Source organism: Streptomyces sp. NPDC048142, assembly GCF_043202835.1.
GTDB lineage: Bacteria > Actinomycetota > Actinomycetes > Streptomycetales > Streptomycetaceae > Streptomyces.
Map to the genome: position 1 here is coordinate 1 of NZ_JBIDBC010000008.1, position 19,123 is coordinate 19,123.

The following is a 19,123-nucleotide window of genomic DNA, read 5'->3' on the forward strand; positions in this document are numbered from 1 at the left end:
CGGGCGAGTAGACCTTCATCACCATAAGAGATCCCTCCTCCCCGGCCCCTGCCGGGGCCGGGCTCAGAGGTGTCCACCACTCGGGGACAGGTCCCGACGGGTCGGGACAGGTCCCGACGACGCCCGGCTGTCCGACATGCGGCCGGGCCGAAGCAGGGCGCCGCCGCCGTGAGGCCGCCGAGGTCAAGCACAGTGCCGCCATGAGGGCGGCCGGGTATGAGCCGCTGGAGCCCTACCCCGGCAGCGGGGCACCGTGGCGCTGCAACACGTGCGGGCACGTCGGCGCACGGCGGCTGTCCTACATCCGCAACTTGATCAAGGTGCGAGCGGAGTCGGGCTGCGCCGCCTGCAGCCACGCGGCCCGCGGGGAGCAGTAGCGCAGGGCAGCTCGGCGAATCCCCACGAGCCGCCAAGCCTGACGGCACCTATCAGCCAAGTCCGGCTTCTCCAAAGCGCGCCACTCCGGACAAGCTGCGGCGGTCGCAAGAAGGAGAACCGCCTTGACTCAAGAAGTGCACCCACCGATCTCACTCCACGGATACGCGGAGGCCGCCGCCATCCTCAAAGTTGATGAGTCATGGTTGCGCCGCCACATCAAGAAGATGCCGCACAGCAAACGCGGGGGACGCGTCCGCTTCACCGACGGGGACCTGCGACGCATCGTGGATCTCTTCCACCAAGAACCATCCACGGCAAACCTGGCGGCGCCTTACGCCACCATCGGCCCGAACCCTCTCCGAACCCTTCGACCGATTCCCCGCTCCACGACGAGGCGCGCGTCTTGACTCAGCCCTCCGCCCTTTGCAAACGGCCCCGGAAGCGCTCCGGGGCCGTTTCGCTGTCCGCATCAGTCGCTCTCCAGGAGAGACGCGGCCAGGAGATTCGTCACTCGTCTCCACCGCCACCTGGCTTCTACGCGGTGAGGGCGTTTGGCCATGGCCAAACCGAGTCGCACACCGCGGCACTTCACGTCATACATCTTCACCCATTCGTCCGCTTTCCCAGCAAAGCCGCAGGTAACGATCGGAATACGAAACAGGTTCAAGTCCCGTTACTCACCCTGAAGGAAGGGCCCCGGTCTTCGGACCGGGGCCCTTCTGCTTGCCGCGATGCGTTCCGCTCCCCCACCGGGCCTTCTGCGCCGCCGTGGGGTCGGCCTGCTCCCTCGTGGGGCCTACGCCTCCCGCGTAGGGCCTACGGCTCCCCCGGGGTCTGCTGCTCCGCCGCAGGGCGGCGTGACGAGCTGAGGGGCGTGAAGAGCGTGGGAAATCCGCAGGCCCGCCACCGCCGCGACCATCACGAGGAGTCGCGGACCACCAGCTCCGTGGGCAGCACCACCGATGGGCGCTCGCCGCCCGGGGCCCGGCCCGCGATCTCGTCCAGGAGGAGCTGGGTCATGCGGCGGCCCATCTCCTCGATGGGCTGGCGGACGCTGGTGAGGGCCGGGTGCATGTGGCGGGCGACCACCGAGTCGTCGAAGCCGATCAGGGCCACGTCCTCGGGGATGCGGCGGTCCGCCTCACGCAGGACCTGGCGGGCGCCGGCGGCCATCACGTCGGAGGCGGCGAAGACCGCGTCGAGACCGGGGCAACGAGCCAGGAGGTCGCGCATGGCCCTCGCGCCGCCCTCCTCGGTGAAGTCGGCGGGGGCGATCAGCCGCTCGTCGGGGGCCAGGCCGGCGGCGGAGAGGGCCGCGCGGTAGCCGTCGAGGCGGCGCTGGGCGCCGTAGACCTCCAGGCGGCCGGTGATCGTGGCGACCTGGCGGCGCCCCCGGGAGACGAGGTGCTCGACGGCGGCCCGCGCGCCGTCGAAGTTGTCGGAGTCGACCGAGGGCAGCGTCTCGGCCGCGTGCCGGGCGCCGCTGATCACGCAGGGCATGCCCAGCTGTTCCAGGAGCTCCGGCAGCGGGTCGTCGGCATGCACCGCGACCAGGAGGACCCCGTCGACGCGGTGGGCGGTGAGGTACTGGGCGAGGCGGCGGCGCTCGCGGTCGTTGCCGACGAGGGTGAGGAGCAGCTGCATCTCGGTGTCCGCCAGGGCCGCGCCGACGCCGCGCACTATCGCGGAGAAGTACGGTTCGGCGAAGAAGCGGGTCTCCGGCTCGGGCACCACCAGGGCGATGGCGTCGGTGCGGTTGCCCGCCAGGGCGCGGGCGGCGCGGTTGGGGACGTATCCCAGCTCGGCCACGGCCGCCTCGACCGCCTGCCGGGTCGCGTCGCTGACCCGGGGCGAGCCGTTGATGACCCGCGAGGCGGTGCCCCGGCCGACACCGGCCCGTGCCGCCACCTCTTCGAGCGTGGGCCGCCCGCCGCTCCGTACTCGCGCTGCCACCATGGCTGCCTCCCCGTTCCCGGTCAATTTCTCACAGCCGTACAGTCAATCCAAGTCCAGGACCGATCACCCCGGCGAGCGTACGGACAGTGTATTGGGAGCGCTCCCAAGGGCGGCCGGGAAAGCTGTGGGCCCGGTCGGGGACGACCGGGCCCACAGCTCTCACGAGGTCAGGCGTCCGGGCCGGCCGCCGGGGGCAGTGCGTGGCGGGCGATCACGTCGCCGTACCAGTGGGCGCTGGACTTCGGTGTACGGCGCTGGGTCGCGTAGTCGACGTACACCGCGCCGAAGCGCTTCGCGTAGCCGTAGCCCCACTCGAAGTTGTCCATCAGGGACCAGAGGAAGTAGCCCCGCACATCCGCCCCGTCGGCCGCCGCCCGGCGCACCGCCTCCAGGTGGCCGTGCAGATAGGCGATCCGCTCGGGGTCGTGGACCCGGCCGTCCGCGTCCGGGGCGTCGTCGAAGGCGGCGCCGTTCTCGGTGACCATCAGCGGCAGGTCCGGGTGCTCGCGCGAGACGTCCATGAGGAGGTCGTACAGGCCCTCCGGCTCGACCGACCAGTTCATCGCGGTGACCGGCCGGCCCTCGGCGAGGTGGAAGGCGACATGCTCCGAGCCGGGCCACGGGGAGTGCTCGCTGCTGCCGTGGCCGTCGTTGCGGGTGTCGCCCGCTCCGGTGGGCGGCGCGCTGACGATGGTGGGCGTGTAGTAGTTGATGCCGAGCACGTCGATCGGGTGCGCGATCGCGGCCAGGTCGCCCTCGTGGATCAACTCGGACCAGTTCACGATGCGTTCGGTGTCGGCCAGCAGGTCTTCCGGGTACGCGCCGTGCAGCATCGGGCCGGTGAAGACCCGGTTGCCCACCGCGTCGATCCGGCGCGCCGCGTCCGCGTCCGCCTCGCTGCCGGTCAGCGGGCGCACCTGGTGGAGGTTGAGGGTGACCGAGGTCTGCGCGGCAGCGGGGAGGTTCGCGCGCAGCGCCTCGGCCGCCCGGCCGTGGGCGAGGTTGAGGTGGTGGGCGGCCCGCAGCGCGGCGGCCGGCTCGGTACGGCCGGGGGCGTGGACCCCGGAGCCGTAGCCGAGGAAGGCCGAGCACCAGGGCTCGTTCAGCGTGGTCCACATCTTGACCCGGTCGCCGAGCGCGCGGGCCACGATGGCCGCGTAGTCGGCGAACCGTTCGGCCGTCGCGCGCTCGGGCCAGCCGCCCGCGTCCTCCAGCTCCTGCGGCAGGTCCCAGTGGTAGAGCGTCGCGACGGGCGTGATGCCGGCCGCCAGCAGCTCGTCGACGAGCGACCGGTAGAAGTCCAGGCCGCGTTCCACGGCGGGGCCCCGGCCGGTGGGCTGGACGCGGGACCAGGAGACCGAGAAGCGGTACGCCTGGAGCCCGAGGCGCTTCATCAGGGCGACGTCGTCGCGGTAGCGGTGGAAGTGGTCGGCGGCCACGTCCCCGGTGTCCCCGCCGAGGACCCGGCCGGGTGTGTGGCTGAAGGTGTCCCAGATGGAGGGGGTGCGGCCCATCTCGCCGGCCGCGCCCTCCACCTGGTAGGCGGCGGTGGCCGCGCCCCAGAGGAAGCCGGCCGGGAAGGGGGCCGTGGTGGCAGGGGCCTGGTGCGGGACCGTGTCAGGTCGGACGGCTGTCATGCGGGAGCGCTCCCTGGGGAAGTGAGGAGTGTGAGGAAGGAGGGAAAGCAGAGGGGGAAGCAGGAGGGGCCGGTCAGGGAGGGTCAGCCCTTGACCGCGCCGGACATGATCCCGCCGACGATCTTCTTGCCGAAGATCACGAACACCACCAGCAGCGGCAGCGTGCTGATCAGCGCGCCCGCCATCACGATGGACTGGTCGGGGGTGTACGAGGCGCTGAGCTGGCCGAGGGCCACCTGAAGGGTCGGGTTCTGCTGGTTGAGGGCGAGGTAGGGCCAGAAGAAGTCGTTCCACGCCTGGACGAAGGTGAGCATCCCGAGCACCATCATCGCGGGGCGGGCCACCGGCAGCACCACGCTCAGCACGATGCGGAGGTTGTTCGCGCCGTCGATCTTGGCCGCCTCGATCAGCTCGTACGGCAGCGCCTCGATCAGGTACTGGCGCATGAAGAACACGCCGAACGCGCTCACCAGCGTCGGGAAGATGACCGATTCGAGCTGCCCGCCCCAGCCGAGGCCGGACATCATCATGAACAGCGGGACGACGCTGAGCTGCGGCGGGATGGTGAGGGTGGCGATGACCGCGGTCATCAGCCAGCCGCGGCCCCGGAAGCGCATCTTGGCGAACGCGTATCCGGCGAGCGTGCAGAAGAACAGCGTCGCGAGGGTGATCGAGGACGAGACGATGACGCTGTTGAGGATCGCCTTGCCGAGACTGGCCTGTTCCCAGGCCGTCCGGACGTTCTCGATGAGCTGACCGCCCGGGAGGAACGGCGGGGTGGCGGAGAGGACTTCGTCCTGGGTGCGGGAGGCCGCGACCAGGGTCCAGTAGAGCGGCAGCAGCGAGCCGAAGCCGACGACGGCGAGCGCGATGTACGCGAAGGGGCCGCCCTTCATCTGCTGGCCGGCGCCCATCCGGAAGCGGCTCGGGCCCCGCGGGGCGCTGTTCTTCGGAGCCGGCGCGGGCTTCACGGGGGCGGTGTGCGTGGGGCTGGTCATGGTCATGGAAGCGCTCCCGGTCAGACCGCGGACTTGCGGACGAATCGGCCGAACATCCAGTTGGCCGCGGCGATGATCAGCAGGAGGGCGAGCATCGCCCAGGCGACGGCGGCGGCCGGACCGAGATGTCCGAGGTTCCAGCCGTAGTTGTAGAGGTAGATGCTGAGCGTCTCGTACTGGTTCTCGTTGCCGCCGGTGGCGCCCAGCGCGCCGCCCTCCAGCAGCAGCGGCTCGCCGAACAGCTGCATGGAGCCGATGGTGGAGATGACGATGGTGAACAGGATCGTCGGCCGCAGCGAGGGGATGGTGACCTTGCGGAACTGCTGCCAGCGCGACGCGCCGTCCAACGAGGCAGCTTCGTAGAGGTCGTTGGGGACGGCCTGCATCGCCGCCAGGTAGATCAGCGCGTTGTAGCCGGTCCAGCGCCAGATGACGATGACGGAGATGGCGATCTTCGAAGTCCAGTGGCCGTTGGCCCAGTTGGTGTCGTCGAAGCCGACGAGGCCGAGCGCCCAGTTCAGCAGTCCGCCGTCGGCCCGGAACACCAGGGCGAAGACGAGGGCGGCCGAGGCGACCGACGTCGCGTACGGGGTGAGGATGACCGTGCGCCAGAACGTACTGGCGCGCAGGCGGTAGTTGAGGAGGTGGGCGAGGCCGAGGGCCACCAGGAGCTGCGGGACGGTGGAGATGACGCCGATCAGGAAGGTGTTGCTGACCGAGGTCCAGAACTCCGGGTCGTGCAGGATCCTGTCGAAGTTCTCCCAGCCCACCCACTCCATCGAGTCCAGGCCGGTCATCTCCACCCGGTGCAGGGCGATCCAGCCGGTGCAGAGGAGCGGGAAGAGCCCGAAGGCCCCGAAGACGAGGAAGAACGGTGCGATGTACGCGTACGGGGACGCCCTGTCGTCGAACCGCCACAGCCGGCTGCGCCACAACTGCCGCCGCTCGCTCGGCGGTGCTTTCTTCGGTTCACGGGGCGGGGGCGCGTACGCATCCCGGGTGGGAGTCGAGGTTGCCACGGGCGGGGAGTCCTTCCCTGGGTGCGCCGACGGACGGCCGGGGCTGCTGGAGGAGTGGGCGGGCGGCCGGGGCGGGCGGGTGCCGCCCGCCCCGGCACTTCGATCGGCTCGGGCCGGCCGGACGCCGGGCATCACCCGCTCGGCGTCAGGTGGCAGGCGTCAGGTCAGCCGATGGCCTTGTCGACCGTCCGCATGGCCGCGTCCCAGGCGTCGTCGGGGCTGGTGCCGCGCTGCTCCATGTTGTTGATCTGGGTGGAGATGGAGTCCTTGATCACGCTGTCCTTCGGGCCGAGGACCGCCTCGGGGATGGACTTCGCACCGTCGGCGTAGATCTGGCCGATGGGGGCGTCGTTGAAGTACGGCAGGGTCGCGTTCTTCACGTCCGGCAGTTCGTAGGCGCCCTGGTTGGACGGGAAGACGCCGATCGCCTTGAAGACGGCGGCCTGCTGTTCGGGGGCGGTCAGCCACGCGACGAGCTTGGTGGCCTCGGCGACGTTCTTCCCGGACTTGGGGACGGCGAGGAAGGAGCCGCCCCAGTTGGCGGAGGTGTCGCCGGGGGCGCTGGTGATGTCCCACTTGCCCTTGTTGGCGTCACCGGCGTACGTGGAGATCTGGCCGGCCATCCAGGCGGGGCAGACGACGGTGGCGACGGTGCTCTTGCGCAGGGCCGACTGCCACTGGTCCTCGAACTGGGCCAGGCCCTGCGTCAGCTTCTTGGACGCGGCCTCGGCGGCGAGCTTCCAGCCCTTCTCGACGCTGGCGCTCTCCTCGTGGATCGGCTTGCCGCTCGCGTCGTAGTACTGCTCGGCGCTGGAGCTGACCACGGCGTTGAACATGGCGCTCGCCGAGTCCATGAAGTAGGTGCCCTCGGGGGCCTTCTTCTTGTACTGCTCGCCGAGCGCGAGGTAGTCCTCCCAGCCGCCCCCGGTCAGCTTCGCGACCTCGGTGCGGTCGGTGGGCAGTCCGGCCTTCTCGAACAGCTCACGGTTGTAGCAGAGGGACATGGGGCCGATGTCGGTGCCCGCGCCGATGACCGCGCCGCTGGGGGCGGTGGCCTGCTTCGCCTTCCACGACACCCACTCGTCCACGCCGATCGCCTTGGAGAGGTCGGCGAAGGAGTCCGCCTTGGTGTCGACGATCTCCTTGATCCGGCCGACCTCGATGCCCTGGACGTCGGCGAGGCCGCTGCCGGAGTTCAGCTGCTGGAGGAGCTTGGGGTAGTAGTTCTTCTCCTCGGCGGTGGTGTCCTCCTTGACCGTGATCTTCGGGTTCAGCTCGTGGTACTTCTCGAAGAGCCCGGCTTCCTTGTACCCGAACTGCCCGAAGTCGGCGACGGTCAGGGTGATGTTGCCGTCCGCGTCGGCCCCCTTGTCCGAGTCGGACGAGCCGCCGCATCCGGTGAGGAGGAGGGCGGTGACCGTGAGGCCCGTGGTGGCCACGAGGGTGGTTCTGTGGCGTCGACCGGCAACGCTGCGGGTGATGCGCATTCCACTGCTCCTTGTTCCGGGTTGGTACCGGCGCGGTTCCGCGAGGCAGGGCGGAGGGCGTCGGGTCTGCTGCGGGAAGAGGAAGCGCGCGAGACCTTCCCCCAGAGTGGGAGCGCTCCCATCCGCCGTTGCCGGAAGGCTCCTGCCTGAAGGGGGTGGGTGTCAAGAGTTGAAGACGAATCCGTTGCCGAGGGATGTCCGGCGGATCACGGAGGGGCCCTTGGGCCGCCCTCCCGTCGGAAGGTGAACGGGGGTGGGCCGGGCCGGGTGGGGCGCCGGAGCACCCCGCCTCTGCCGATTTCTTCTTTATGTACCTATCGTGCCGCTGCTGCTATGCACCTATCAGGAGTCGCAGGCGGGATGGAGCGAGGTGTCGACGCAGGGGCGAACCGTGAGCCGGTTTCCCCACCGCCACCGGGGCGGCCGGTGGCGGTGGGGGTCGGCGTGGGGGGCTGGGTGGGGGGCTGGGTGGGGGGCTGGGTGGGGGTCCGGGTGGCCGGGGTGGTGGCGGCCGCGACCGCACCGATCGCCTTGGTGCGGGCCGCCGTCGTGCGGCGGTGCGTACGGGAGCCCATCAACGCGCCCTGCCTGCCTCTGCGTCCTGCCTGCCTCTGCGTCCTGCGGATCCGGTCCTGCGGACCTGTACGGGGGTTGCGGATCCGTCCGGGGGTTGCGAGGGCACGCTAGCGGCAGCGGAACGGGCAAAGAGGGTGTTACGGGCGGGAGTTGTCGTTCTTAGGGCGCGCTTAAGGCACGCATGAGCACGGGTTAACGCTGGGACCCGGTGGCGGCACGGTTCCGCCCCCGGCGCTGCCCGCCGACCCGGCGGCCGTGTCCGCGCCGGCCTCGCTCGGGGCGGCTGCCGTGCAGGCCGATCCAGATCCGGACCTCCGTGCCGCCGAGGACGGACCGGCCGATGCGCAGGTCGCCGCCGGTGGATTCGGCGACCCGGCGCACGATGTCCAGGCCGAGGCCGGTGGAGCCGACGGATCCGCCGGCCCGGTCGCGCCCACTGGCGCCCCGGGCGAGGGCCGCCTTCGGGTCGGGGATCCCCGGGCCGGCGTCGGAGACGAGCACGATGACCGCGTCGCCGCTGTGGTGGACGTCGACGGAGAAGGCGGTGCCCTCGGGGGTGTGACGGAAGACGTTGCCGAGCAACGCATCGAGGGCGGCGGCCAGTTCGGGCCGGGCCAGCGGGATGCGCACCGTACGGTCGACTCCCGCGAGGCGTACCTCGCGGCCCTCGTCCTCCGCGAGCGCCGACCAGAAGCCCATGCGTTCGCGGATCACCTCGGAGGCGTCACAGCCCGCGTCCGTCTGCGTCCCCTGGGGCCCCGGGCGCTGTTCGCGGGCGGTGCGGATGATCGTGTCGACCTCGTGCTCCAGCTGCTGGACCGCCGCCCGGGTCTGCTCGGCCGCCGGTCCCTCGCCGAGCGATGCGGCGTTCAGCCGGAGCACGGTGAGCGGGGTGCGCAGCCGGTGCGAGAGGTCGGCGGCCAGCTCGCGCTCGTTGGCCAGGAGCTGGACGACCTGGTCGGCCATGGAGTTGAACGCGACGGCAGCGGACCGCAGTTCGGTGGGACCCTCCTCGGGTACCCGGGTGCCGAGGCGCCCCTCCCCCAGGTCCTGGGCGGCGCCCGCGAGGCGCTGCGCGGGCTGCACCATCCGTACGCCGAGCCGGTCGGCGACCGCCACCGAGCCGACGATCAGCGCGACGCCGACGCCCGCCAGTATCAGCCAGGCGGTGGCGACCCCGTTGGAGACTTCGGCCTCGGGGACGAACACCTCGACGACGGCGATGTCCCCGGTGCTCAGCGCGGTCGGCTGGAGGAGCGCGAAGCCGCCGGTGACCTCGGTGATGGAGGCCCGCCCCGCCCTGCGCACGCTTTCCACGTCCTTGGCGGCGGCGCGCCGGGTGCCGATGTCCAGGGGGCCGTCCTCGGCGGGGACGTGGACGGCGAGGCGTCCCCGGCCGCCCGGTTCGGTGGACAGGACGGCCCGGGTCAGCTCCTCGCGGTCGGTGGTGATGGAGAGGGCCGGGGCGATCATCGCGGCCTGGCGTTCGGCGTCGGAGAACGCCCGGTCGCCGGCCATCTCCCGGATGACGAGTCCGAGCGGTACGGCGAAGGCGATGACGACCATGGCGGTGACCGCCAGACAGACCTTGACCAGGGCCCATCTCATGCGGGCGGCTCGGTGACCGGCGTATCGGCCGCCGGGGCGTCGGCCGGCGGGGCGTCGGCCGGCGGCTGGAGCTTCACGCCGACGCCGCGCAGGGTGTGCAGGTAGCGCGGGCGGGCGGCGGTCTCGCCGAGCTTGCGGCGCAGCCAGGACAGATGGACGTCGATGGTCTGGTCGTCGCCGTAGGACTGCTGCCAGACCTCGGCCAGCAGCTCCTTGCGGGCGACGACCACGCCGGGCCGCCCGGCCAGGAAGGTGAGCAGGTCGAATTCGCGCCGGGTCAGGTCGAGTTCGACGCCGTCCAGCTCGGCGCTGCGGCGCAGCGGGTCGATGGAGAGCCCGCCGACGCGGATGACCCCGGGCGGCGCCGCCGCGCCACCGGCGCGCGAACGGCGCAGCACGGCGGCCATCCGGGCGGAGAGGTGCTCGACGGAGAACGGCTTCGTCAGGTAGTCGTCGGCGCCGTCGTTGAGCAGCCGGACGATCTCGCTCTCGTCGTCCCGGGCGGTGGCGATGATCACGGGCACGTCGGTGATGGACCGCAGCATCTTCAGCGCCTCGGCGCCGTCCAGGTCGGGCAGCCCGAGATCGAGGATGACCACGTCGAAGCGGAAGTGCGCGACCTCGCGCAGCGCTTCGAGCGCGGTGCCCACGCTCCGTACCGTATGGGAGGCCTCACTGAGGTGCCGGATGAGGGCGGAACGTACGAACTGGTCGTCCTCGACCACGAGCACACTTGCCATGGGCGGCACCGTACGCCATGCCGGCGCGCCCGGTCCCCGGCCCCGTCGGAAACCTCCGCAAAGGCCGGAGAAGGGCGATCGCGGAGCCCCGAAGGAGAGCCGGAAGCGGCCGCGTGGTGCAGGATGTGCCGGATGCAACGAGGACTCGCACACGCACTGGCGTGGTCGCTCGCCACCGGCGCGGCGGTCACGCTCACGTGGTGGGGTGTGCACACGGTCATGACGGGGACGGCGTACGACCCGCCCCGGGCCGTGCCGATCTCGGTGGGCGCGGGGCCTCCTCAGCGCATCGGGCAGAGTACCGAGGCGCCCCTCGTCTCCTCGACGCACCGGGCGTCCCCCTCGCCCGCCCCTTCGCCGCGCACCGACGGCGCGAGCCGCTCTCCGCCGGCCCCGCGCCCCTCCCGTACGCCCTCGGCGCCCCCGGCGAAGCCGCCCGCGCCCTCGACTTCGGGCGAGGTGAAGAGCTACCGCACCGACGGCGGCCGGGTCGTGTTCGAGCTCGGCGCCGACTGGGCGAAGCTCGTCTCGGCGACTCCGGAGCCGGGCTGGTCGATGCGGGTGTGGACGAACGACGCCTGGATCCGGGTCAATTTCAGTGACGCGGGCGGCGCGACGTACTCCGTGTTCTGCACCTGGAACGGGCATCCGCCGCTGGTGCAGATCGTCGAGCCCCACTAAGGGCTGTCCCGGAGGGGCTTGACGCTTCCAGGGACTTGACGCTTCCCAGGGCCTCTGACGCTCCGGGGCTACTCGAAGACCGAGGGCGGGGGTGCGGGGGACGGCTTGGCCGCCGCGTCGGTGACGACGGCCGCGCCGCCGGTGAAGTCGGTGAGCGCACGGCCGTGTTCGACGCGGCCGGGATGCGGGTCGCTCGCCACCCGCCGGGTGAACTCCGCGACCGGGAGCGGCAGGGCCGAGGCGAGCAGGACCGCGTTGCCGAAGCGGCGGCCCCGCCACACCACCGGGTCGGCGGCCAGCGCCAGTTCGGGGAAGACGGCGGCGGCGGTGGCCACCTGACCGCGCAGATGGGCGAGCGGGGGGCCGTCGGCGAGGTTGGCCGCGTACCGCCCTTCGGGCTTCAGGACCCGGCGGACCTCGGTGAGGAACTCGGCCGAGGTGAGGTGCGCGGGCGTGCGGGCCCCGCCGAACACGTCCGCGATGACCAGGTCCGCCCACCCGTCCGGGAACTTGCCGAGCCCATCGCGGGCGTCGGCCGCCCGGACCCGGACCCGGGCCTGGGGGTCCAGCGGGAGGCGGTCGCGGACGAACCGCACGAGGGGCGCGTCGAGTTCGACGACCTGCTGGGTGGAGCGGGGGCGGGTCGCGGCGGTGTACCGGGCGAGGGTGAACGCGCCGCCGCCCAGGTGCAGGACGTGCAGCGGCTGGAGCGGGGGTGCGGCGAGGTCGATGGCGTGGCCGAGGCGGCGCTGGTAGGCGAACGAGAGGTGCGTGGGGTCGTCGAGGTCCACGTGGGACTGCGGGGCGCCGTCGATCAGGAGCGTCCAGCCGTGCGGGCGATCCCGGTCGGGTACGAGCTCGGCGAGCCCGCCGCCGACCGGCTGGGAGACCGGCTCCCGCTCGGCCCGGCCGGAGCCCCGGCCGCCGGCCTGGCGTTCCTCGCGCCCCTTCGCCTTCGCGCCCGCGGCCTTGCCCTTCCCCGCGGCCTTGTCCTTGCCCCGGGCCGGCGCTCCTCGACGTGCCACGTTCGCTGGTCCTTGCTGGTGGGGGCCCGGGTAGCCGGCCGCGGCGGAGGCGTTCCGCCCGTCCGGCCATTATGGGCTCAGCAGCAGTTGTCGGCCGCCTCGATCAGCCGGGCGGCCTGGTCGAGGGCGGCGCGGAGCGCGGCCGGATCGGTGACCGGGGCGTCGGCGGCGGGCGGGAGCAGCCAGCCGGAGCCGGAGGCGGGCGGCTCGGCGGGGATGCGCAGCCCGCGGCCGTCGGTCCGCGTACAGGCGCTGCCGGGTACGTCCCAGGCGTCGGCGGTACCCGGCGGCACGAGGAAGCCGAGGGTGTCGCAGGCGCCGTCGTGCAGGACCGGGCCGACGGCCTCCCGGTCCCGCCCCCGGCGGAGGATGTCGACGGCTTCCAGGCCCTGCCGCGCCGGGACCGTGACGAGGTCGCAGGACTGGTCCGGCACCGAGGCCGCGGAAGCCGACGGGGTCGCAGATGCCGCAGGTACCACAGGTGACACGGGGATCGCGGGGGTCGCGGGGGTCATCGAGGTCGTCAGATTCATCAGGTGCGTCGGGCTCGCCGGGTTCTTCGGGTTCGTCGCGGTCGTCCGTGAGCCGGTCTCCCTGCCGAGATGCAACAAGGGAACCCCTCCTCTCATCGCCGAACGGAGCCACACTCCGTCTCCGCATGGACCAACGCCGCGAGCGCGTCAAGGGCTACGGGCCCACACCGCCGCAAAGGGTGGCAGTTCATGGCGGATCAGGGGCGATATGCCCCTTTCGCCACGAAACGCTGTGTGTGCGTGCCGTCACAGCAGGTACGTTCTTGCTCCGCCGGGACACCGGGAACCACGGACCCCGGCCGCACCAGAGAGGGGCCGGCCATGGTGTCGACAGCGGCAGTTCCCAACCTCGCCTTCCGTCGGCTGCGCGGACCGCGCTCCGCCGGGGAGTTCGCGGCGGCCGTCCGCAGAGCGGCACGGGAGATCGGGGAGCAGGTCGCGTGCGACGCCCGGTACATCGGGCGCGTGGAGTCCGGGGAGATCCGCTGCCCCAACTACGCCTACGAACGCGTCTTCCTGCACATGTTCCCCGGGGCGTCCCTGGCCGACCTGGGGTTCTCGGCCCGCGAGAGCGTACGGGGGCGGGGCGCCCGGGTCGTGTCCGAACCCCCGCCCACGATCGTGCCGGCCGCTTCGGCACCGGCCGCCGCACCTCCGCCTTCCGGCCCCGCCCTTCTCCACCGCGACACCGAAACCGACGACATCCCCGAGGAGAGCGACGTGCTGCGTCGCGTGTTCATGACGAGCGGCACCGCCACCGTGGCGGCCGCTTCCCTGGGTCTCGGCGGGGCGCCCGCCTCCGCCGCCCGGGTCTCTCTGCCCGCACAGCGCCGGGTCGGCTCGGCGGAGGTGAACGCCGTCGAGGACGCCGTACGGCAGATCCGGCTGCTGGACGACCGGCACGGCGCGGACGGGCTCTACCGGCGGGCCGCGCAGCCGCTGCGCGCGGCGTACGAACTGCTGGACGCCGGGACCACCGCACGGCGCGCCACCTCCGACCGGCTGCACGCGGGCGCGGGCGAGCTGGCCATCTCGGTGGGCTGGCTGGCCCACGACTCGGGCCGCTTCGACGACGCCCGCTCGCACTACGCGGAGGCGCTGGCCACGGCGCGGCTGGCCGGGGACGCGGGTCTTGAGGCGCACGCGTTCTGCAACACGTCGTTCCTGGCCCGGGACGCGGGCCGGCCCCGGGAGGCGGTACGGGCGGCGGAGGCCGGGCAGCGGGCCGCCCGCACGCTGGGGTCGCCCCGGCTGCTGGCGCTGCTGGCACTGCGGGAGGCGGGGGGCCGGGCGGGGCTCGGGGACCGGACGGGGTGCGACCTGGCGATCGGGCGGGCCCGTGCGGCGTTCGACCGGGGCCCGGCGGCGGGCGATCCGGAGTGGATGAGCTTCTTCCGGGAGGCGGAGCTGGAGCTGCTGGAGGCGCAGTGCTGGTCGGCGCTGGGCGACTGGTCCCGTGCCGCGCGCCACGGACGGCGGGCGACGGCGCTCCAGGACCCGCACTTCACCCGGAACCTGGCGCTGTACCGGGCCCAGCTCACGGGCGACCTGGCCAGGGCGGGCCGCGCGGACGAGGCGGCGGCGACGGGGCACCAGGTGCTGGACCTGCTGACCCGGGTCCAGTCCTCGCGGATCCGGGGGATGCTGGCGGGGGCGGCGCGCGTGCTGGAACCCCGGGCCGGGGCGGCCCCGGTGGCGGGCTTCCTGACCCGCCACCGGGAGTCGGCCTCACCCTGAACACCCGCCCGTCCGGGCGAGGGGTTTGTCCTCAAGCGCCGCACGCGCTCGGGTGGGCCCGGGGTTCCGTCGAAGGACCGCCCGTCCGGGCTTGATACCGCTACCCGCTACCCCGCTACCTCTCCAGGTGCCCCGTGTCGTTCCAGCGTTCCACGGCCGGCAGTCCGTACGCCCAGCCCAGGACCGACAGCGACGTCGGCTCCAGGCGGATGCGGGCGCCGAAGGACAGGTCCTCGCCCAGCCACCGCGCGCCCAGCGCCCGCAGGATGTGGCCGTGGGCGAAGACCAGGACGTCCCGGTCCGCCGAGCGGGCCCAGGCGACGATCTCGTCCGCGCGGGCGGTGACGCCGGCGACGGACTCCCCGTCCGGGACCCCGTCGCGCCAGATCAGCCAGTCGGGCCGGTCCGCCTTGATCTGCGCCGGGGTCAGCCCCTCGTACGCCCCGTAGTCCCATTCCATCAGCGCGTCCCACGGCTCGGCCCGCGTCCCGAACCCGGCGAGTTCGCAGGTCTCCGCGGCCCGGACGAGCGGGCTGGTGCGGACCTCGACGCCGGGCAGCCCCGCCCAGGGCGCCCGGTGCAGCCGCTCGCCGAGCAGTTTGGCGCCCTCGCGCCCGGTGTCCAGGAGCGGGATGTCCGTCCTGCCGGTGTGGTTGCCCCGGACCGACCACTGGGTCTGGCCGTGCCGGGCGAGCAGGATGCGCGGTGCCATGACGGCTCTCCCTGAAACGCTGGAACGCTGGTACTGGGCCTTCCATCATCCCGTACCGGACCGGCAGGCAACCTCCCGGGCCGTGCCGGCGTCCCTCACGGAGCAGTCCCCCCGCCGAAGCCTGGGGCCACGGCGGGAACCACTGCGTACGGGATCTCCGGAAGGGGGCCCCGGGGGAAGCGGTGGCACGGTGCCGCCGTACGGTTGAACGCCCGTCGTCGGCCGTATGAACATGGGGAGAGCTACCGGATGCCGCACGCCATCGCGCCGCCCGCGACCGGTCATCGGCCCCGCTGGTGGACGGAGCTGCCGCTGATCGCGGTGGTGTACGCGCTGTACTCGGTGGGCCGGCTCCTGGTGCGGGGCGATGTGTCGACCGCGGTCGACCACGGCCTGGCGATCCTGCGGCTGGAACAGGCGCTGCACCTCAACGCCGAGCATCCGCTGAACCGTCTCTTCACCAGCACCCCGTCGCTCGGGATACCCGCGGACTTCGCCTACGCGTCCCTGCATTACCTGGTCACCCCGGCCGTCCTCATATGGATGTTCCGGCGCAGATCGGCGGCGTACCGTGCGGCCCGCGTCTGGCTGATGAACTCCACGCTGCTGGGGCTGGTCGGCTTCACGCTGATGCCGACCTGTCCGCCCCGGCTGCTGGACGCGAGCCACGGATTCGTCGACACGATGGCGCAGTACAGCGGTTACGGCTGGTGGGGCGCGGGGGCGAGCGCCCCGCGCGGGCTGAGCGGGATGACCAACCAGTACGCGGCGATGCCCAGCCTGCACGTCGGATGGTCCCTCTGGTGCGGGATCCTGCTGTGGCGGCACGGCCGCCATCCCCTCGTACGGGCGGCGGGAATCGCCTATCCGCTGATCACCACGATCGTCGTGATGGGCACCGCCAACCACTACTTCCTGGACGCCGTCGCGGGCGCCGCGGTGATGGGGATCGGAGCCCTGCTGACCAGGCCCGTCATCCGGCTGGCCGACCGGTTCAAGGCGTGGGCCGGAGTCCGGGTCGCCGGCCCGGTCGCGGCGCTGTTCACCGAGCGGTTCCGGAGCGGCCGGGGCCCCGTCGCCGAGGATGTTCCGGCGACGGTGTCCCCGAATGTCAGTGCCGGGTGCAAGACTTCCCCGGGTGAGCGAATCCCCGGCCAGCGGACCACCTCCGCAGATCCCCCCGGCACGGCAGTCGGCGGCGCGAGCGCCAGAGACGCCGCCGTCGCGGCCGCGAGCGACGACGCTCCGGCAGCGGCTCGCTGAGCTGCGCGGCCCCTCCGTCGCACCGCACCCGCTCGACGCCCGCGCCCTCGCCGCCCTCGCCGCCAACCCCGGTTGCAAACGGCGGGCCCTGCTCGACGGCGCCGGGGTGGACAAGGGCGTGCTGGCCACCGCGCTCGGCTCCCCCGCCCCCTTCGGGCAGTCCCAGTTCGCCTTCATGCGGGGCAACGCGTTCGAGGCGAAGGTCAAGGCCGACGGCGGCGCCGAGCTGCTGCGCCTGCTGGACGAGCGGCTCGGCGGCGGTGCTCCGCCGCCCGCCGGCGATGCCGCCACCCCCGATCTGAGCGCAGCCGGACCCGAGGGCCGCGCCGCGCGCACCGCACTGGCTCTGCGGGAGGCCACGGCGGCGGGCGGCTGGACCCTGCTGGACCACCCGATGCTGGCCCTGGAGGTGGCGGGCTCCCCCGCCTATCTGGAGCCGGACGCGGTCGTGGTGCACCCCGACGGCCGGTGGACGGTCGTCGAGATCAAGTCGTTCCCCATGATCGACGCGTCGGCCGACGCGTCGAAGGTCGGTGCCGCCGCCCGGCAGGCCGCGGTGTACGTGCTGGCGCTGGAGCGGGTCGCGGCGGTGACCGAGGGCGCGGAGGTCGGGCACCAGGTGCTGCTGGTCTGCCCCAAGGACTTCTCGAACCTGCCGACCGCCTCCGTCGTGGACGTACGCAAACAGCGCGCCGTGACCCGCCGGCAGCTGACCCGGCTGACGCGCGTCGAGGACATCGCGGCGGGGCTGCCGGAGGGGACGACGTTCGATCCCGCGTGCCCGCCGGCGGAGCTGGACGCCGCCGTGGCGGCGGTGCCCCCGGCCTACGCCCCGGAGTGCCTGGCCGCCTGCGAGCTGGCTTTCCACTGCCGGGCGAAGTCCCGGGCCGAGGGGGCGGTGGAGGCGCTGGGTCGCGGTGTGCGCGGTGAGCTGGGCGGGCTGACCACGGTGGCCGGGGTGCTGGCCGCCGCCGCGGGCAAGGAGGGCGATCCCGCCGATCCGACGGTCGCCGCGCTGCGCCGGGCCGCCGCACTGCGCGCCGAAGCGCTGGAAAGTGCCTCCGTTCCGCGCGCCGGGGCGCCGGAGGGCCGGGAGGGTGCGGCCGCATGTCACTGATCACCACCCTGGCCCGGCTGGAGGCCGTCGACACCGGCCGCGCCCAGCCGCTGGCGACCGTCCGGCACCGTCATCTCACCGCCCGGCCGCTCGTGCTGGTGCCGCTGACCACCGCCGGTGAGGCCGGGGCCCCGCTCGGGGCGCTGGTCGGCACGGACCGGGACGCGCCCCGGCTGCTGGCCGTCGCCCAGCCGCGCGACCGGGACCTGCGGTTCGCGTTCCTGGCCGAGCTGGCGGAGGCGGTCCTGCCGCACATCGAGGCGTACGCGGACGTCGTCGAGCCCGCCGGGCAAGGGGGCGCCTCCCGGCCGAAGGCCGGCGGAGAGACGCATCCGGCGACCGGCGAGAGCACCAAGGACGAGGCCGAGCTGTGCACGGACGCCGCCCAGCTGATCGTGCCGAGCCGGGCGGGCGTCGAGTTCGTCCGGCTGCTGGGCCGGTCCATGCGGTTCCGCCGCACCGCCGAGGACGATCCGGACACCCCGTATCCGGCCCCCGCCCGGGTCCCGCTGCTCGGCCGCTGGCTGACGCACTACGGGGAGCGGGCCCGGGTGCCCGGCTCCTCGCTGCTGCCTGCCGTCACGGATCTGCTGAACCGGCACTGGGCGACCGGGCAGAGCAGCCTGGAGGACCAGCACCTGGGCGCGCTGCTGGCCTGGATCGACCCGCCGGCCGGCTCCTCGGGGGCCGAGGCCGCGCTCCGGGCCGAGCTGGCCCGGGACGGGGACGGCCAGCTGCTGTGCCCGCCCGCGGGGCCGGCCACCGACCCGGACTTCGACAACCGCCTCCTCGCCCCCGCGATCGAGCGGTACGACCGGGCGCGCACGGCGTTCGCGTCCGCCGAGGACGGCCTCGCGGCGGATGCCCGCCTCGGTGAGCTGAGCGACGCCGAGCGGGAGATCCGGTCCCTGCTGGCGAAGGTGCTGCTGCCGACCTGGGACGCGGTCTGGCGGAGTCTCGACCTGCTGCGGGAGCTGCCCGAGGGGTCCCGGGTCCAGGACCGCTGGACCCGGGACCGGTGGTCGTTCACCGGGCACCGGGACCGGGTGCGCTCGGGCGAGCCGCCGCAGCCGCGCCGCGACGACGCGGTGACGGCGGCCCGGAAGCTGGCCTCCCGGGAGACCGCTCAGGCCCAGCTGGAGGCGCAGGAGGCGCTGGACGATCCGCTGGTGCTGGCGGGGCGGCGGCTGGCGGGCGAGGCGTTCCTCGCCACGGTGTCCGATGTGGAGATGGCGTACACCGAGTCCAAGCGGCCCTCCCCGCGCCCGCTGGTCACCGTCCGCACCGACGAGCGCCCCCAGCTGGGCGGGCGGACGAAGGTCTACCGCTCGCTGGACGGCAAGCCGCAGACGGCGGAGTTCGTGGCGTACGCACCGGATCCGCCCCAGGAGCAGGAGGGGGAGATCCTGCTGGTGCTGCGGATCCTGGACCGGATGGGCCGGAGCAAGGAGCCCGCGCCCGGTTCGGTGCCGAAACCCGGGGAACGGATCGTCTGGACCCTGTTCGAGCACGACCAGCGCGGCGGCCCGAAGCTGCCGGACCCGGAGGAGACGCCGTGGACCCACGGCGGCCCGCCGGGCGCGGACGCCGCCGTGCGCGCGGAGCGACCCGACCCCGTGACCCGGGAGGACCTGCTGTGACGACCGCCATCTGGGA

At 73.2% G+C, this 19,123-nt stretch carries 15 protein-coding genes; 5 read left to right on the plus strand and 10 right to left on the minus strand.

Annotation, left to right across the window (positions count from 1 at the left end; all coding sequences use genetic code 11):
- Positions 1-1,296 precede the first annotated feature (1,296 nt).
- The 7 genes from ACGF2Y_RS12750 to ACGF2Y_RS12780 form a co-directional block, all read right to left on the minus strand.
- Positions 1,297-2,334 carry a LacI family DNA-binding transcriptional regulator gene (locus tag ACGF2Y_RS12750; RefSeq protein WP_392945780.1) on the minus strand — a complete coding sequence of 346 codons (1,038 nt, stop codon included), beginning with the start codon at positions 2,332-2,334 and terminating at the stop codon, positions 1,297-1,299.
- Positions 2,335-2,501: 167 nt separating this feature from the next.
- Positions 2,502-3,971, minus strand: coding sequence for a GH1 family beta-glucosidase (locus tag ACGF2Y_RS12755; protein ID WP_392945782.1), 1,470 nt, complete (start codon positions 3,969-3,971; stop codon positions 2,502-2,504).
- A gap of 83 nt (positions 3,972-4,054) precedes the next feature.
- Complete coding sequence (locus tag ACGF2Y_RS12760; RefSeq protein ID WP_392945784.1) at positions 4,055-4,975, minus strand: carbohydrate ABC transporter permease; 921 nt, start codon at positions 4,973-4,975, stop codon at positions 4,055-4,057.
- A gap of 14 nt (positions 4,976-4,989) precedes the next feature.
- Positions 4,990-5,988: a carbohydrate ABC transporter permease gene (locus ACGF2Y_RS12765; protein ID WP_392945786.1), complete on the minus strand. Its 999-nt coding sequence runs from the start codon at positions 5,986-5,988 to the stop codon at positions 4,990-4,992.
- 164 nt (positions 5,989-6,152) lie between these two features.
- Entirely contained in the window at positions 6,153-7,475 is a 1,323-nt protein-coding gene (locus tag ACGF2Y_RS12770; protein ID WP_392945788.1) for an extracellular solute-binding protein, read from the minus strand.
- 768 nt (positions 7,476-8,243) lie between these two features.
- Positions 8,244-9,659 (minus strand): ATP-binding protein, encoded by a 1,416-nt coding sequence (locus tag ACGF2Y_RS12775; protein ID WP_392945790.1) that lies wholly within the window; start codon positions 9,657-9,659, stop codon positions 8,244-8,246.
- Positions 9,656-10,399 (minus strand): response regulator transcription factor, encoded by a 744-nt coding sequence (locus ACGF2Y_RS12780; RefSeq protein WP_392945792.1) that lies wholly within the window; start codon positions 10,397-10,399, stop codon positions 9,656-9,658. The genes ACGF2Y_RS12775 and ACGF2Y_RS12780 overlap by 4 nt, the downstream gene beginning before the upstream one ends.
- Positions 10,400-10,531: 132 nt before the next feature.
- Between ACGF2Y_RS12780 and ACGF2Y_RS12785 the strand changes: the two genes are divergently transcribed.
- Positions 10,532-11,080 carry a hypothetical protein gene (locus tag ACGF2Y_RS12785; RefSeq protein WP_392945794.1) on the plus strand — a complete coding sequence of 183 codons (549 nt, stop codon included), beginning with the start codon at positions 10,532-10,534 and terminating at the stop codon, positions 11,078-11,080.
- A 68-nt stretch (positions 11,081-11,148) separates the two neighbouring features.
- Here the strand turns inward: ACGF2Y_RS12785 and ACGF2Y_RS12790 are convergent, their stop codons facing one another.
- Together ACGF2Y_RS12790 and ACGF2Y_RS12795 are read right to left on the minus strand one after the other, a co-directional pair.
- Positions 11,149-12,105, minus strand: coding sequence for a spermidine synthase (locus ACGF2Y_RS12790; RefSeq protein WP_392945796.1), 957 nt, complete (start codon positions 12,103-12,105; stop codon positions 11,149-11,151).
- Positions 12,106-12,182: 77 nt separating this feature from the next.
- On the minus strand, positions 12,183-12,638 hold the full coding sequence (locus ACGF2Y_RS12795) for a hypothetical protein (RefSeq protein WP_392946181.1): 456 nt from the start codon (positions 12,636-12,638) through the stop codon (positions 12,183-12,185).
- A gap of 321 nt (positions 12,639-12,959) precedes the next feature.
- Here ACGF2Y_RS12795 and ACGF2Y_RS12800 point away from each other — a divergent pair, with 321 nt between their 5' ends.
- Positions 12,960-14,375: a tetratricopeptide repeat protein gene (locus ACGF2Y_RS12800; protein WP_392945798.1), complete on the plus strand. Its 1,416-nt coding sequence runs from the start codon at positions 12,960-12,962 to the stop codon at positions 14,373-14,375.
- Positions 14,376-14,490: 115 nt separating this feature from the next.
- Here the strand turns inward: ACGF2Y_RS12800 and ACGF2Y_RS12805 are convergent, their stop codons facing one another.
- Positions 14,491-15,087 carry a histidine phosphatase family protein gene (locus ACGF2Y_RS12805; RefSeq protein ID WP_392945800.1) on the minus strand — a complete coding sequence of 199 codons (597 nt, stop codon included), beginning with the start codon at positions 15,085-15,087 and terminating at the stop codon, positions 14,491-14,493.
- A 249-nt stretch (positions 15,088-15,336) separates the two neighbouring features.
- On the opposite strand from ACGF2Y_RS12805, the gene ACGF2Y_RS12810 reads away from it, so the two are divergent.
- The 3 genes from ACGF2Y_RS12810 to ACGF2Y_RS12820 all read left to right on the plus strand — a co-directional run bounded on the left by ACGF2Y_RS12810 (position 15,337) and on the right by ACGF2Y_RS12820 (position 19,107).
- Positions 15,337-16,350 (plus strand): phosphatase PAP2 family protein, encoded by a 1,014-nt coding sequence (locus tag ACGF2Y_RS12810; RefSeq protein ID WP_392945801.1) that lies wholly within the window; start codon positions 15,337-15,339, stop codon positions 16,348-16,350.
- A 106-nt stretch (positions 16,351-16,456) separates the two neighbouring features.
- Complete coding sequence (locus ACGF2Y_RS12815) at positions 16,457-17,467, plus strand: hypothetical protein (protein WP_392946183.1); 1,011 nt, start codon at positions 16,457-16,459, stop codon at positions 17,465-17,467.
- A complete protein-coding gene (locus ACGF2Y_RS12820) occupies positions 17,458-19,107 on the plus strand; it encodes a hypothetical protein (protein WP_392945802.1) in 1,650 nt (549 codons plus the stop codon). The genes ACGF2Y_RS12815 and ACGF2Y_RS12820 overlap by 10 nt, the downstream gene beginning before the upstream one ends.
- Positions 19,108-19,123: the final 16 nt, after the last annotated feature.

Excerpts from the sequence above, each read along its gene's own strand:
- ACGF2Y_RS12810 (WP_392945801.1), top strand. The coding sequence starts at position 15,337 with ATGCCGCACGCCATCGCGCCGCCCGCGACCGGTCATCGGCCCCGCTGG.
- ACGF2Y_RS12755 (WP_392945782.1), bottom strand. The coding sequence starts at position 3,971 with ATGACAGCCGTCCGACCTGACACGGTCCCGCACCAGGCCCCTGCCACC.
- ACGF2Y_RS12775 (WP_392945790.1), bottom strand. The coding sequence starts at position 9,659 with ATGAGATGGGCCCTGGTCAAGGTCTGTCTGGCGGTCACCGCCATGGTC.
- ACGF2Y_RS12780 (WP_392945792.1), bottom strand. The coding sequence starts at position 10,399 with ATGGCAAGTGTGCTCGTGGTCGAGGACGACCAGTTCGTACGTTCCGCC.
- ACGF2Y_RS12805 (WP_392945800.1), bottom strand. The coding sequence starts at position 15,087 with ATGGCACCGCGCATCCTGCTCGCCCGGCACGGCCAGACCCAGTGGTCG.
- ACGF2Y_RS12800 (WP_392945798.1), top strand. The coding sequence starts at position 12,960 with ATGGTGTCGACAGCGGCAGTTCCCAACCTCGCCTTCCGTCGGCTGCGC.
- ACGF2Y_RS12750 (WP_392945780.1), bottom strand. The coding sequence starts at position 2,334 with ATGGTGGCAGCGCGAGTACGGAGCGGCGGGCGGCCCACGCTCGAAGAG.
- ACGF2Y_RS12760 (WP_392945784.1), bottom strand. The coding sequence starts at position 4,975 with ATGACCATGACCAGCCCCACGCACACCGCCCCCGTGAAGCCCGCGCCG.
- ACGF2Y_RS12795 (WP_392946181.1), bottom strand. The coding sequence starts at position 12,638 with ATGAATCTGACGACCTCGATGACCCCCGCGACCCCCGCGATCCCCGTG.
- ACGF2Y_RS12820 (WP_392945802.1), top strand. The coding sequence starts at position 17,458 with ATGTCACTGATCACCACCCTGGCCCGGCTGGAGGCCGTCGACACCGGC.
- ACGF2Y_RS12770 (WP_392945788.1), bottom strand. The coding sequence starts at position 7,475 with ATGCGCATCACCCGCAGCGTTGCCGGTCGACGCCACAGAACCACCCTC.
- ACGF2Y_RS12785 (WP_392945794.1), top strand. The coding sequence starts at position 10,532 with ATGCAACGAGGACTCGCACACGCACTGGCGTGGTCGCTCGCCACCGGC.